This is a genomic window from Burkholderia sp. BCC1977, assembly GCF_905339595.1.
Taxonomy (GTDB): domain Bacteria; phylum Pseudomonadota; class Gammaproteobacteria; order Burkholderiales; family Burkholderiaceae; genus Burkholderia.
The window spans coordinates 65,168-79,829 of record NZ_CAJPGQ010000037.1; the positions used below are offsets into that span (position 1 = coordinate 65,168).

General features: G+C 67.8%; 12 protein-coding genes. 5 read left to right on the top strand and 7 right to left on the bottom strand.

Going from position 1 to position 14,662, the window contains the following annotated elements:
* Positions 1-4 precede the first annotated feature (4 nt).
* The 3 genes from U5771_RS26025 to selD all read right to left on the bottom strand — a co-directional run bounded on the left by U5771_RS26025 (position 5) and on the right by selD (position 3,057).
* On the bottom strand, positions 5-1,084 hold the full coding sequence (locus U5771_RS26025; protein WP_322026630.1) for a purine nucleoside permease: 1,080 nt from the start codon (positions 1,082-1,084) through the stop codon (positions 5-7).
* A 245-nt stretch (positions 1,085-1,329) separates the two neighbouring features.
* On the bottom strand, positions 1,330-1,920 hold the full coding sequence (locus U5771_RS26030) for a LysE family translocator (protein WP_322026631.1): 591 nt from the start codon (positions 1,918-1,920) through the stop codon (positions 1,330-1,332).
* Between the two features lie 72 nt (positions 1,921-1,992).
* Complete coding sequence (selD, locus tag U5771_RS26035) at positions 1,993-3,057, bottom strand: selenide, water dikinase SelD (RefSeq protein WP_322026632.1); 1,065 nt, start codon at positions 3,055-3,057, stop codon at positions 1,993-1,995.
* A 117-nt stretch (positions 3,058-3,174) separates the two neighbouring features.
* Between selD and U5771_RS26040 the strand changes: the two genes are divergently transcribed.
* Positions 3,175-4,011: a DMT family transporter gene (locus U5771_RS26040; protein ID WP_322026633.1), complete on the top strand. Its 837-nt coding sequence runs from the start codon at positions 3,175-3,177 to the stop codon at positions 4,009-4,011.
* A 188-nt stretch (positions 4,012-4,199) separates the two neighbouring features.
* On the opposite strand, the gene U5771_RS26045 is transcribed toward U5771_RS26040, so the two are convergent.
* On the bottom strand, positions 4,200-5,708 hold the full coding sequence (locus U5771_RS26045; protein WP_322026634.1) for a PLP-dependent aminotransferase family protein: 1,509 nt from the start codon (positions 5,706-5,708) through the stop codon (positions 4,200-4,202).
* 126 nt (positions 5,709-5,834) lie between these two features.
* Between U5771_RS26045 and U5771_RS26050 the strand changes: the two genes are divergently transcribed.
* Both U5771_RS26050 and gabD read left to right on the top strand, forming a co-directional pair.
* Complete coding sequence (locus tag U5771_RS26050) at positions 5,835-7,118, top strand: 4-aminobutyrate--2-oxoglutarate transaminase (protein WP_322026635.1); 1,284 nt, start codon at positions 5,835-5,837, stop codon at positions 7,116-7,118.
* A gap of 100 nt (positions 7,119-7,218) precedes the next feature.
* The gene (gabD, locus tag U5771_RS26055) at positions 7,219-8,688 is read left to right on the top strand and encodes an NADP-dependent succinate-semialdehyde dehydrogenase (protein ID WP_322026636.1); all 1,470 of its coding nucleotides are present in this window, start codon (positions 7,219-7,221) and stop codon (positions 8,686-8,688) included.
* A gap of 116 nt (positions 8,689-8,804) precedes the next feature.
* Here the strand turns inward: gabD and U5771_RS26060 are convergent, their stop codons facing one another.
* Positions 8,805-10,349, bottom strand: coding sequence for a methyl-accepting chemotaxis protein (locus tag U5771_RS26060; protein ID WP_322026637.1), 1,545 nt, complete (start codon positions 10,347-10,349; stop codon positions 8,805-8,807).
* A 399-nt stretch (positions 10,350-10,748) separates the two neighbouring features.
* Positions 10,749-12,293, bottom strand: coding sequence for a methyl-accepting chemotaxis protein (locus U5771_RS26065; protein WP_322026638.1), 1,545 nt, complete (start codon positions 12,291-12,293; stop codon positions 10,749-10,751).
* A gap of 534 nt (positions 12,294-12,827) precedes the next feature.
* Between U5771_RS26065 and U5771_RS26070 the strand changes: the two genes are divergently transcribed.
* The gene (locus U5771_RS26070; RefSeq protein ID WP_322026639.1) at positions 12,828-13,388 is read left to right on the top strand and encodes a GNAT family N-acetyltransferase; all 561 of its coding nucleotides are present in this window, start codon (positions 12,828-12,830) and stop codon (positions 13,386-13,388) included.
* 112 nt (positions 13,389-13,500) lie between these two features.
* A complete protein-coding gene (locus tag U5771_RS26075) occupies positions 13,501-13,980 on the top strand; it encodes a DUF523 domain-containing protein (RefSeq protein WP_322026641.1) in 480 nt (159 codons plus the stop codon).
* Positions 13,981-14,076: 96 nt separating this feature from the next.
* Here U5771_RS26075 and U5771_RS26080 read toward each other — a convergent pair.
* The coding region (locus U5771_RS26080) for an acetyl-CoA C-acyltransferase (protein WP_322026640.1) at positions 14,077-14,662 on the bottom strand (586 nt) is incomplete at its 5' end.

The window sequence follows — 14,662 nt, forward strand, 5'->3', positions numbered from 1 at the left end:
CCACTCACCGGCGCGGCACACCGTCGCGCCATTCGCCCCAGTGCGTGACGATGTCCTGAACGAGCGGATTGCCCGCGCGGTACAGGTTTTCGGTGGCCGGGGCGAAGCCGCCCTGGTCCGCGTAGTTCAGCAGGTTGTCGGCACTCGTCTGCCCCGCATACGGCCGGTCGAAATCGGACCCCGTGCGCAACACCGCGACGCGCGACAGATCGACCCGCTTCACGCTCGCCGCGCGCTTGAGCGCTTCATACGTCGCGTTGTCTTCCTGCGCGGTCATGCAGTAGGTGCCCTTGCCGTCAGTCAGGATCTTCGTCCACTGACGCGCGCGCTCGCCGATCAGCGTGCCCGAGAACCACGTATTGCCCGATGACGTGTCGCACTGGATCACCGTCGGCGGCCGGTTCGCCGGCGCATACGTGAACTTCGCGCGCGCGGCCTGGGCCTGCGCGCTGTCGGCGAGCACGACGTTGCGCGACAGCGCATAAGCGGCATCCGTCAGCTGCGGGTTGAGCTGGAACACTTCGGTGCGGTAGTCGAGCGGCGGCTTGTCGTTCGGGCTCTTCGTATTGATGCCCAGAAAGCCGGTGTTCCAGCCGGCCGGCATCTCGCGCGCATCGAGCTCCCACTGCAGGCTGAAGTCGACCAGGTATTTCGACCAGGCGGCGGAACCGACCGTGCCTTGCGCGGGGTCGACGCCCGCGATGCCCGACACGAGGAAGTACGTGCGGCGCAGGTCGAAGCGCTGCGAGAACGTGAGCGCCATGATCGTCGCGGAGGCATTCGCGTAACCCATGCCGGTCGTCACCACGCACACGTCCTGCTTGTTGCAGTGAACGGCCGGATAGTCGGGCGACAGGCCGGGCACGGTGATGTCGCGCCACGGGCCGAGCCGGTCGAGCCATGCCTGGCCCTCCGGACCGAACATCGTGATGATCATGACCTTGACCGGGCGGCCCTGTGCACCGGTCTCGGCGAATGCAGCGTTGCCCGCGTCGTTGCCCTGGTTGTCCTGCGCGATCGACGGCGCGGTCGCACAGGCGGCCAGCGAGAATGCAGCTGCGGAAAGGATGGAGCGAGTCAGCATCGGCGTTCCTTGTTTCGATGATGTTGGGTGAGAACGGCTCTCGGAGACTGCGCGAGGGAGTATAGAACGCGCATGCGCGATGCGGAACCCGACTACGAAACGGCCGGCGGTGTGCGGTAACGCGCTTTTTGCACGTGGTTTCGCACGCCGTCTGACGTAAAAAATCAGGAATGCTATTCGGTTGATCGGTGCGACATCGCCACACCTGTTGCCACTGATCGTGACCGACGACCGCGCCCGAACCGCTAAACGCGGAGCATCCCCGCGACGCCGTAACCAAGCACGACCAGCGCGGCCAATACATGACTCGCCGCGAGCCAGCGCGGCGACTTCACGATGCGCCCGATCACGCTGCCGCCGAACGCGAACACGAGTTGCCCGGTGAGGCTCCCGGCAAACACGCACGCGGCGCCGAGCAGCCAGTGCCGATGCGCATTGGCCGCGGCAGTGGCATAGCCATAGAACAGCAGGATGGTCAGCGGATTCGCGAGCGTGACGAAGAACATCGACGTGAACGGGCGCGTGCCCGGCGGCGGCGCGGCGCCATCCAGCGTGCGACGCCGGTCCTTCAGCGCCTGCCACAGCATGCGTGCACCCATTGCGAGCAACACGAGTGCGCCGACGAAGCGGAACAGCGGCAGGTGCGACGCGAGCGTGCTCGCGAGCAGCGCGCCGATCGTGAACGCGACGACCGCATAGCAGCCGTCGGCCGACGCCACGCCCACCGCCGCGCGCACGCCGCTCGCGGTGCCGGCGCGCATTCCGTAGTTCGCGATCATCAGCGCGACGGGCCCGACCGACAGCGCGATCATCAGCCCGAACAGGAAATCGTTCATCGGTCGTCGATGCCTTCGAGAGAAGGCATCGATTCTAGCGACCGACAGCGATCCGGCATAAAAAAAGACGCGTCAGGCGACGTCGACGCGCGCGGGCCCGTCCACCATCTCGCCGATCACGGCCGCGCGGTCGAAACCGTCGGCGCGGAAGCACGCGAGCACGTCGTCGACTGCGTCCGGCGCGCACGCGACCAGCAGGCCGCCGGACGTCTGCGGATCGGTCAGCAGCGCCTGCGCGACCGGCGGCAGCCCGTCGGCGAGCCGCACGTCGGCGCCATACGCACCCCAGTTGCGGCCCGATGCGCCGGTGAACACGCCGTCGGCGACGAACGCCTCGACGCCCGCGAGCCACGGCAGCGACGCGTAATGCACGCGCGCGGTGAGGTTCGCGCCGCGCGCGAGCTCGAGCGTGTGGCCGAGCAGCCCGAAGCCCGTGACGTCGGTCAGCGCATGCACGCCCGGCAGCGCGGCGAGTTCGGCGCCCGGCCGGTTCAGCTTGGTGGTCGTCGCAACCATCTGTGCGTAGCCCGCGTCGTCGAGCTGGTTCTTCTTCAGCGCGGCCGACAGCACGCCGACGCCGAGCGGCTTGCCGAGCACGAGCACGTCGCCCGCGCGCGCGGCCGCATTGCGCTTCACGCGCGACGGATGCACGACGCCGATCGCCGCGAGCCCGTAGATCGGCTCGACCGAATCGATCGAGTGGCCGCCCGCGACCGGAATGCCGGCGTCCGCGCACACCGATTCGCCGCCGCGCAGCACGGCCGCGATCGTCTCGTGCGGCAGCACGTTGATCGGCATCCCGACCAGCGCGAGCGCGAGAATCGGTTTGCCGCCCATCGCGTAGACGTCGGACAGCGCGTTGGTTGCCGCGATGCGGCCGAAGTCGAACGGATCGTCGACGATCGGCATGAAGAAGTCGGTCGTCGCGACGATCGCCTGCTCGTCGTTCAGCCGGTAGACGGCCGCGTCGTCGGAGGTCTCGGTGCCGACCAGCAGGTCCGGGAACAGCGCCGGCGGCGTCGCCCGCTTCAGCAGCTCGGACAGCACGCCCGGCGCGATCTTGCAGCCGCAGCCGCCGCCGTGCGACAGGCTCGTGAGGCGTGGAACGGCGGGCGGGGTGAGGGTGGCTTCGGTCATCGTCGGCATCCGGTGAATAACAACGTTCTATTATCGACAATTCCGGGCGAGCGCGCCCGATACCCACATAATCGACGGCACCGGCCCGCTCCTGCTCCCGTCCATCCTTTTCCGTTCATGGATCACCTGTTCATCGGCCTCGTGCTGTGCTCCGCGCTGCTGCACGCCATCTGGAATGCCTTCCTCCACGTGAGCGAAGACCGGCTCGTCCAGCTCGGCACGATGTCGCTGCCGTATCTCGCGTTCGGCATTGCGGGCGTCGCGCTGCTGCCCGCGCCGGCGCCCGCCGCGTGGCCCTACATCGCGGCGTCGGCCGCGCTCGAGGTCGCGTACTGCTTCACGCTGGCGCGTGCATACCGCAGCGGCGAGTTCGGCCAGATCTATCCGATCGCGCGCGGGATCTCGCCGCTGCTCGTATCGGTGCTGGCGCTCGCGATGCTGCACGAGCGGCCGACGCCGTTCGGCTTCGCGGGCATCGCGCTCGTGTCGTTCGGCATCATGTCGCTCGCGCTGCGGCGCGGCTTCCGGTTCTCCGGCGAAGGCGTGCCGTACGCGCTGCTCACGGGCGTGTTCATCGCCGCGTATTCGATCTGCGACGGGATCGGCTCGCGCGTGTCCGGCAGCGCGCTCGGCTACATCGCGTGGGTGTACCTGCTGTGGAGCGTGCCGCAGCTCGTGCTCGTCTGCGCGTTGCGCGGCGGCCCGCGCGCGGTGCTCGCCTCGCGCACCGCACTCGCGCAAGGCGCGATCGCCGGCACGATCTCGCTCGCCGCGTACGGAATCGTGATCCTCGCGTACCGGCACCTGCCGGTCGCGACCGTGTCGGCGCTGCGCGAGACGAGCTCGATCTTCGCGGTCGCGATCGGCTGGTTCGTGATGCGCGAGCGGCCCGGCGCGCAGCGGCTCGCCGCGTGTGCGCTGGTGGTCGCGGGCGCGGCGTTGATCCGGCTGTAACGCACGCGTGCGTCGAGGCCGTACTGGAAAGACGATCATTCGCCCGCTCTGCGGCCGCCTGCCCCACCGCGCGAAAATGCCGCCGTCGGGTTCCCGTCAGAGGTGCATTGAGTCCGTTCCGGGGGAGACGATCATTCGCCCCCTCTGCGGCGGCCGGCCTCGCCGCGCATGCCGCCACCCCGTTCCCGTCAAACCGTCGCGACGACCTTGTCGAACGCCCGCTCGTCGATCGCCTCGGCCAGTGTCGCGAACGCCGTCGCGATCTCGTCCTCCGGCACGCACGCATAGCCGAGCAGCAAGCCTGACGCCGCGCGTTCGCGCTCCGCGTAGTAACCGGACAGCGGCCGCACGACGATGTTGCGTTCGAGCGCGGCCTGCGCGACCGCGCGATCGTCGACACCGTCCGGCAGCCGCGTGACGAGATGCAGCCCCGCATCGCTGCCGAGCGCCTGCAGCGTGTCGCCGTAGCGTCGCGCGACCGCATCGAGCAGCACCTCGCGGCGCTGCCCGTACAGCGTGCGCATCTTGCGGATATGCGACACGAAGTGCCCTTCCGCGATGAACTCGGCGAGCACCGCCTGCTGCAGCAGCTGCCCTTCGCGATACAGCTCGGCGCTCGCGGTCGCGAAGCTCTCCGCGAGCGGCTCCGGCGCGACGAGATACCCGACCCGCAGCCCCGGGAACAGCGTCTTGCCGAAGCTGCCGACATAGATCACCTGCCCGGCCGTATCGAGCCCCTGCAGCGACGCGAGCGGCCGGCTGCCGTAGCGGAATTCGCTGTCGTAGTCGTCCTCGATGATCCAGCAGCCGTGCTGGCGCGCGTATTCGAGCAGCATCCGGCGCCGCGCGAGGCTCATCACCATCCCGAGCGGATACTGGTGCGACGGCGTGACGAGCATCAGCTTCGGTGGCTCGGCGAGATCGGCGGCCGACGGGGCGATCCCTTCTTCGTCAACCGGAATCGGCCGCGTGGTCAGCCCCGACACGTTCAGCACGCTGCGCACGCCCCAGTAGCACGGGTCCTCGGTCCAGATCGCGTCGCCCGGATCGGTCAGGAGCCGCACCGCGAGGTCGATCGACTGGTGGATCCCGGTCGTGATCACGATCTGCTCGGGCGTGCAGCGCACCGAACGCGACGTGCGCAGGTAGTCGGCCAGCGCCTCGCGCAGCAGCGCGAGCCCGCCGCCCGGCGCGTAGGTCAGCAGGTCCGGGCGCAGGCGCCGCCAGTACTTGTTGTGCAGCCGCGTCCACACCCGCGCCGGAAAGCGCGACACATCGGGCACGCCCGGCATGAACGCGCCGCCCTGGCGCTTCGACACGCCCGCGCCCTCGACGAGCCGCCTGCCGCGCGCGGACAACCGCCGCGCGGACGATGGCACCACCGCCGGGCCGGCGGCCGGGTCGGGCGCCGCGCCGACGATCTCGTCCGGCGCGCTGTCGGCGACGAACGTGCCGCGCCCCGTCGCCGAGTTCACATAACCTTCGAGCGCAAGCTGTTCGTAAACCTGCGTGACCGTGTTGCGGGCGATCCCGAGCTCGGCCGCCAGCAGCCGCGACGACGGCACGCGCGTGCCGGCCGGCAGTTCGCGCGACAGGATCGCCTGCTGCAGCAGCCGGTGCAGCTGCCGGTAGATCGGCTGTTCGCCGCCGCGCATGAGGCGCTGCGCCAGCCAGTCCGACAACACGCTTGCGCGCATGATTGGCTCCTGAATATTTATTGAAATGGCTCTGATTGCCAGAGCCAAATGTGATTATAGTCGCCTCCATGGGCTGCCAATGCGGCCGATTTTTATCCCACCGGACAGAACATCAAGGAGATGACCGTGAAGAATGCCGACCTGCAGGCCCGCAAGAACGCCGCCACCCCGCGCGGCGTCGGCGTGATGTGCGATTTCTACGCAGCCCGCGCCGAGAACGCGGAGCTGTGGGATGTCGAAGGCCGCCGCTTCATCGATTTCGCCGCCGGCATCGCGGTGCTGAACACGGGCCACCGCCACCCGAAGATCGTCAAGGCGATCGCGGATCAGCTGAACAGCTTCACGCACACCGCTTACCAGATCGTCCCGTACGCGTCGTACGTCGAGCTGGCGGAAAAGATCAACGAACGCGCGCCGGGCGACTTCCCGAAGAAGACCGCGTTCTTCACGACCGGCGCCGAAGCCGTCGAAAACGCGATCAAGATCGCACGCGCCGCGACCGGCCGTCCGGGCGTCATCGCATTCTCGGGCGGCTTCCACGGCCGCACGATGATGGGCATGGCGCTGACCGGCAAGGTCGCCCCGTACAAGCTGAACTTCGGCCCGTTCCCGGGCGACGTGTTCCACGCACCGTACCCGAACGCGCTGCACGGCGTGACGACGGCCGACTCGATCAAGGCGATCGAGATGCTGTTCAAGGCCGACATCGATCCGAAGCGCGTCGCCGCGATCATCTTCGAACCGGTCCAGGGCGAAGGCGGCTTCAACCCGGCGCCGGCCGAGTTCGTCCGCGCGCTGCGCAAGATCTGTAACGAGCACGGCATCCTGCTGATCGCCGACGAAGTGCAGACGGGCTTCGCGCGTACCGGCAAGCTGTTCGCGATGCAGCACTACGACGTGCTGGCCGACCTGATCACGATGGCGAAGAGCCTCGCGGGCGGCATGCCGCTGTCGGGCGTCGTCGGCCGTGCGGACGTGATGGACGCAGCGGCTCCCGGCGGCCTCGGCGGCACCTACGCGGGCAACCCGCTGGCCGTCGCATCGGCGCACGCGGTGCTCGAGATCATCGACGAAGAGAAGCTGTGCGAACGTGCGACGCAGCTCGGCGACGTGCTGAAGGCGAAGCTGAATGCGCTGCAGGCCGACGTGCCGCAGATCGCCGACGTGCGCGGCCCGGGCGCGATGATCGCGGTCGAGTTCCTGAAGCCGGGTTCGGGCGAGCCGGACGCGGAATTCACGAAGCGCGTGCAGACACGTGCACTCGAGCGCGGGCTGCTGCTGCTCGTGTGCGGCGTGTACTCGAACGTCGTGCGCTTCCTGTTCCCGCTGACGATCCCGCAGGCCGTGTTCGACGAAGCGCTCGTGATCCTCGAGGAAGTGCTGAAGGAAACGGTCGGCGTGCCGGCCTGAGTTTCCGTCCACGTCAACTGAGTGCGCCGCCGCCGTCGTGAAGACGGCGGCGGCCGTTTTCATCCGTCCTTACCCGTCCTTTTCAAAGCAGGCGATTCATATGAGCACTGTTCAGGAAACCCTGGCACTGAAAGATCCGTCGCTGTTCCGCCAGCAGGCGTACGTCAACGGCGAATGGCAAGGCGCAACGAACGGCGAGTCGTTCGAAGTCCGCAACCCGGCAACCGGCGGCCTGCTCGGCACCGTGCCGGCGATGGGCACGGCCGAGACGCGTCACGCGATCGAAGCCGCGAACGCCGCATGGCCGGCGTGGCGCAAGAAGACCGCGAAGGAACGCGCGGCGATCCTGCGCAAGTGGCACGACCTGATGATGGACAACGCCGACGACCTCGCGCTGATCCTGACCACCGAGCAGGGCAAGTCGCTGGCCGAGGCGAAGGGCGAGATCGGCTACGCGGCGTCGTTCCTCGAGTGGTTCGCGGAGGAAGGCAAGCGCGTGTACGGCGACACGATCCCGACGCCGGCGAGCGACAAGCGCATCGTCGTGACGAAGGAAGCGATCGGCGTGTGCGCGGCGATCACGCCGTGGAACTTCCCGGCGGCAATGATCACCCGCAAGGTCGGCCCGGCACTCGCGGCAGGCTGCCCGATCGTCGTGAAGCCGGCTGAAGCGACGCCGTTCTCGGCACTCGCGATGGCCGTGCTGGCGGAACGCGCGGGCGTGCCGGCCGGTGTGTTCAGCGTCGTCACGGGCGACCCGAAGGCGATCGGCGGCGAACTGACGTCGAACCCGATCGTGCGCAAGCTGTCGTTCACCGGCTCGACGCCGGTCGGTCGCCTGCTGATGTCGCAATGCGCGGCGACGGTCAAGAAAGTGTCGCTGGAGCTCGGCGGCAACGCGCCGTTCATCGTGTTCGACGACGCCGATCTCGATGCGGCCGTGCAGGGCGCGATCGCATCGAAGTACCGCAACAGCGGCCAGACCTGCGTGTGCACGAACCGCTTCTACGTGCACGAAGCCGTGTACGACCAGTTCGCGCAGAAGCTCGCGGCGGCGGTCGGCCAGCTGAAGGTCGGTCGCGGCACGGAGCCGGGCGTCACGCAGGGTCCGCTGATCAACGAAGCGGCCGTGCTGAAGGTCGAGGCGCACATCGAGGACGCGCTCGCGAAGGGCGCGACCGTCGCGACGGGCGGCAAGCGTCACGCGCTCGGCCACGGCTTCTTCGAGCCGACCGTGCTGACGGGCGTCACGCCGGCGATGAAGGTCGCGAAGGAAGAGACGTTCGGGCCGCTCGCGCCGCTGTTCAAGTTCAGCAGCGACGACGAGGTGATCCGCCTCGCGAACGATACCGAGTTCGGTCTCGCCGCGTATTTCTACAGCCGCGACATCGGCCGCGTGTGGAAGGTCGCCGAAGCGCTCGAGTACGGGATGGTCGGCATCAACACGGGCCTGATCTCGAACGAAGTCGCGCCGTTCGGCGGCGTCAAGCAGTCGGGCCTCGGCCGCGAAGGCTCGCACTACGGCATCGACGACTACGTCGTGATCAAGTATCTCTGTCTCGCCGTCTGACGGTTCGGGGCCTGTCGCGTCCGTGACAGGCCCTGACCGCCCGGCCGGAACCGGGCGGTCCCGACGCGGGCCGGCGCCCCTCTCCGCCGCGCCCGCGTCACCTCCCTTCCCCGTTTTCAACGAAACACGTTCACCGCATCGACGAGCCGTGTCGCCTGCTGCTTCAGGCTTTCGGACGCCGCCGCGCTCTGCTCGACCAGCGCGGCATTCTGCTGCGTGATGTTGTCCAGATGCACGACCGCCTGGTCGACCTGCGCGACCCCCGTACTCTGCTCGGCCGTCGACGAGCTGATCTCCGCGATCAGGTCCGACACGCGCTTCACCTGCGTGACGATGTCCTCCATCGTCTTGCCCGCGCCGTCGACGATCCGCGCGCCCGATTCGACCCGGTCGACGCTCGCGCCGATCAGCGTCTTGATTTCCTTCGCCGCGTTCGCGCTGCGCTGCGCGAGCGCCCGCACCTCGCCCGCGACCACCGCGAAGCCGCGGCCCTGATCGCCCGCGCGCGCCGCTTCGACCGCCGCGTTCAGCGCGAGGATGTTGGTCTGGAACGCGATCCCGTCGATCACGCCGATGATGTCGGAAATCTTGTGCGAACTCGCCGTGATGTCGCTCATCGTCGTGACGACTTCGCTCACTGCCCGTCCGCCGCGCTCGGCCGCCTCGCTCGCCGAAACCGACAACTGGTTCGCCTGCAGTGCCGTCTCCGCATTGCTCGACACGGTGGCCGTCATCTCTGCCATCGACGCAGCCGTCTGCTGCACGCTGGTCGACGCCTGTTCGGTGCGCGCGCTCAGGTCGTTGTTGCCCTGCGCGATCTCGTTGCTCGCGCGCTGCACGTTGTGCACCTGTTCGCTCACATCGTCGACGAGCCAGCGGAACATCAGCCCGAGCTGGTTGATCGTGCGCAGCGTCATGCCGATCTCGTCGACCCGGTTCATCGCGACGCCGGAGCGGCTCTCGCCGGTCGCGACGCGCAACGCCTGGTCGCGCAACTGAATCAGCGGACGCACGATCTGCGCATCGAGCCACAGGCCGGCCGCCACCGACACGCCGGCCGCCGCACCGGCAAACGCCGCGAGCCCGCCGCCGGTCAGCCCGCACGCCCAGCCCGCGCCGACGACGGCCGGCGCCAGCACGCACAGCGTCGAATGCACGCGCGCGCGCACCGACATCGTCTGGAACAGCGACGCGACACGCATCAGCCCGGTACGGACGATCAGCCCCTTGTGGAAACGGCGATTGCCGGCCTTGCCTTCGCGGAACGCGCGATACAGCGCGTCGGCCGCCGCGATCTCGTCGCGCGACGCCTTGGTGCGCACCGACATGTAGCCGGTCGGCTGCCCGTTGCGCATCACCGGCACCGTATTCGAACGGACCCAGTAGTGATCGCCGTTCTTGCGGCGGTTCTTCACGAGCGCGGTCCACGGTTCGCCGTTCCGCAGCGTCGCCCACATGTCGGCGAATGCCTCCTTCGGCATGTCCGGGTGCCGCACGACGTTGTGCGGCTGACCTTCGATCTCCTCGGGGGAAAATCCGCTGACCTGGATGAACGCGGCATTCGCGTACTTGATGTAACTGTCCGCGTCGGTGGTCGACATCAGCGTCGCGTCGTCGGGAAAATCGAATTCGCGTTGCGTGACAGGCTGGTTATTGCGCATGGTTTGGAGTTCCGGGTTGCGGATCTTGCGCCCGCTTGTGGATTGGATCGAGACCGTACGCATCGCGGTCGTCCCGCATGCGTTCGATCAGACTCCTGCGCTTTCGGCAAATTTGACGAAAACATTATGCCGGCTTCGGGTAAATATGCATTAATTTCGCATCATCTTGATTTAGCCGAACACTTTGTTTATACGTAAATAAAAATCCATTTTTATCAAATACTTGGACGCCAATCGTCTGATTATTGGAGGCGCTCATTCCAGCGAGATTCACGGGTAAATCCGGAATCGAGAATGCGAATTCCTCTCGTTTGATCCATTCGGATCGAATCGGAAATCGGAGATTTCGCCGCCTCGACTGACGTGACGCGACGAGACGGAACGCCCGCCCCCGGCCGATTACCGAAACACGTTCACCGCATCGACGAGCCGCGTCGCCTGCTGCTTCAGGCTTTCCGACGCCGCCGCGCTCTGCTCGACCAGCGCGGCATTCTGCTGCGTGATGTTGTCCAGATGCACCACAGCCTGGTCGACCTGCGCGACCCCGGTGCTCTGCTCGGCCGTCGACGAACTGATCTCCGCGATCAGGTCCGACACGCGCTTCACCTGCGTGACGATGTCCTCCATCGTCTTGCCCGCACCGTCGACGATCCGCGCGCCCGATTCGACCCGGTCGACGCTCGCGCCGATCAGCGTCTTGATTTCCTTCGCCGCGTTCGCGCTGCGCTGCGCGAGCGCCCGCACCTCGCCCGCGACCACCGCGAAGCCGCGCCCCTGTTCGCCCGCGCGCGCCGCCTCGACCGCCGCGTTCAGCGCGAGGATGTTGGTCTGGAACGCGATCCCGTCGATCACGCCGATGATGTCGGCGATCCTGCGCGAGCTGTCGGTGATGTCGTTCATCGTCGTGACGACTTCGCTCACCGCCTGCCCGCCGCGCTCGGCCGCCTCGCTCGCGGACACGGCGAGCCGGTTCGCCTGCAGCGCGGTCTCCGCATTGCTGTCGACGGTGGCCGTCATCTCGGCCATCGACGCGGCGGTCTCCTGCACGCTCGACGCGGCCTGTTCGGTGCGCGCGCTCAGGTCGTTGTTGCCCTGCGCGATCTCGTTGCTCGCGCGCTGCACGTTGTGCACCTGCTCGCTCACATCATCGACGAGCCAGCGGAACATCAGCCCGAGCTGGTTGATCGTGCGCAGCGTCATGCCGATCTCGTCGACCCGGTTCATCCGGACGCCGCGGCGGTTTTCGCCGGTCGCGACGTTCAGCGCCTGGTCGTGCAGCCGTTTCAGCGGACGCACGATCTGCGCATCGAGCCACAGGCCGGCCGCCGCCGACACGCCGGCCGTCACGACGGCAAACGCCGCGAGCCCGCCGCCGGTCAACCCGCACGCCCAGCCCGCGCCGACGACGGCCGGCGCCAGCACGCCCAGCGCCGAATGAACGCGCGCGCGCACCGACATCGTCTGGAACAGCGACGCGACACGCATCAGCCCGGTTCGGACGACCAATCCCTTGTGGAAACGGCGCTGGCCGGCCTTGCCTTCGCGGAACGCGCGGTACAGCGCGTCGGCCGCCGCGATCTCGTCGCGCGGCGCCTTGGTGCGCACCGACAGGTAGCCGTGCGGCGCGCCGCCGCGCATCACCGGCACCGCGTTCGCGCGCACCCAGTAGTGGTCGCCGTTCTTGCGGCGGTTCTTCACGAGCGCGGTCCACGGTTCGCCGTGCCGCAGCGTCGCCCACATGTCGGCGAACGCCTCCTTCGGCATGTCCGGGTGCCGCACGACGTTGTGCGGCTGGCCGACGAGTTCGTCGGGCGAGAAGCCGCTCACGTACGCGAACGTCGTGTTCGCGTACGTGATGATGCTGTCGGCATCGGTGGTCGACATCAGCGTGACGTCGTCGGGAAATTCGAATTCTTGTTGGGTGACAGGCTGGTTGTTACGCATGCAGGGCTCCGAAAGGCGGATCCGGATGCGGAATCCGCGCGGCGCGAACATCACGCTCAGTAGCCGAAAAACGGTTCATCGCTTTACGACGGTCTCATCCTTACTGTCGGCAACCCCCGGGAAAACCTTAATCCAGAAGCGCATGAAATTGCGAATTCGATCATCGGCATGATTTCGATCAAGTAATTCCGCGATAATCGCGTCCGATGCTTTACAGGATTAATTCAGGCGACGCACCAGCTCGCGCGACCGTTTCGCTCAGCGAAACGATTCAGCCTGATCGACTCCATTCAACCGGCATTTGAACTCGATGAATAAATCCCGGCGCCAATTGAATCGGTCGCCCCGATATACGGCACTGACCGCGCATTACGGCGATAGACACGATCAGGCCGCCTTTTTCCGCGCTTGCGACGCGATGCGCGTTCCGCAAACGCGCGATATACGCGACATGCGCGACATGCGCGGCGACGCAGCATGCACGCGGCCGCACACCCCCGGCCACACACAACGCGCCACACACCGGACCACCGCATGACACGCCCCACCGCCACCGAACGCGACGCACTCTCGGCACGCCTGCTGACCCGCGACGAACTGCCGCTCGTCTGGACCATCGACCGGCGCGAGATCATCCATCATCTGTATGCGCTGCGCGACGGCGAGCTGCAGCTCGTCCCCGACTTCTACGACGTGCGCGGCTGGCCCGACGGCGAAGCCGAACACTACACGCCGATCCTGCTCGACTGCCACGCTCGCGGCGGCTGGTGTCTCGGCATGTTCGACGGCACGCGACTGGTCGCGGCGGTCATCGTGGATGCCGATTCGCTCGGGCCGCGACGCGACATGCTGCAGCTGAAGTTCCTGCACGTGAGCCGGGCCTGGCGCGGTTGCGGGCTCGGCGAGCAGCTCTATCGCGCGGCCCGCGCGCAGGCGCGGACGATGGGCGCCGCACGGCTCTACGTGTCCGCGACGCCGTCGCAGCGCACGATCGACTTCTACCTGCGCCTCGGCTTCACCGTCAGCGCATCGCCCGACCCGGCGCTGTACGCGCTCGAGCCGGAGGACATCCACCTGGAAGCGCCGACGGCCTGACGCGCGAACGCGACTCGCGCGTGGAATTGCCGCTCGCTCGACACCACCCGCCCGGAGAACGACATTGCAGAACGCATCGCAGCAGCCGACCACGCCGAAAATCCTCGTCAGCATGTGCGTGCTCGGTCACCCCGTTCGTTACAACGGCTCGGCGAAGACCGCCGCGCATGACACGCTCGCACGATGGCAGCGCGAAGGGCGCCTGGTGCCCGTGTGTCCGGAGCTGGCAGGGGGATTGAGCGTGCCGCGTCCGCCCGCCGAAATTGCGGACGGGGAATCGGGGCAACGCGTGCTGTCGGGCGCCGCGCGCATCGTCGACGTGCATGGCACCGACGTGACGGCCCCGTTCGTCGACGGCGCGCAAACCGCGCTCGCGTTGGCACGCGCGCACGACTGCCGCTTCGCGATCCTGGCGGACGGGAGTCCGTCGTGCGGAAGCAGCTTCATTTACGACGGGCGTTTTGCGGGCCGGCGGCATGCCGGCGCCGGTGTGACGGCGGCGTTGCTGCGCCAGCACGGCGTCGAGGTGTTCGCCGACACCGAGATCGACGCGCTCGCGGCACGCCTCGCGCAACTATCGCAGGCTGAATGACGATATGGCCGGCACGACGATCTTCTCGTGCCGGCCACATCGTTTGAAAAGAGAACACGGCGAAGCAGCGCGCACGCGCTTCGCCGCCTCAGGCGATCAAACGCGTTCGATCGCGATCGCGATGCCCTGGCCGACGCCGATGCACATCGTGCACAGCGCGAAGCGGCCGTTGGTGCGATGCAGCTGGTACATCGCGGTCGTCACGAGACGCGCGCCCGACGCGCCGAGCGGATGGCCGAGCGCGATCGCGCCGCCGTTCGGGTTCACGCGAGGATCGTCGTCGGCGACGCCGAGCATGCGCAGCACCGCGAGACCCTGCGATGCGAATGCCTCGTTCAGCTCGATCACGTCGAACTGGTCGATCGTCATCCCGAGCCGCGCGAGCAGCTTCTGCGTGGCCGGCGCGGGGCCGATGCCCATCACGCGCGGCGCGACGCCGGCCGTCGCGATGCCGAGCACGCGCGCACGCGGCGTCAGGCCGAAGCGCTTCGCGGTGGCCTCGTTCGCGAGTAACACCGCGGCGGCGCCGTCGTTGACGCCCGACGCGTTGCCGGCCGTCACCGAACCGTCCGGGCGCACGACGCCCTTCAGCTTCGCGAGCGTCTCGAGCGAGGTTTCGCGCGGATGCTCGTCACGCGAAAAGACGACCGGATCGCCTTTCTTCTGCGGAATCGTTACGGGA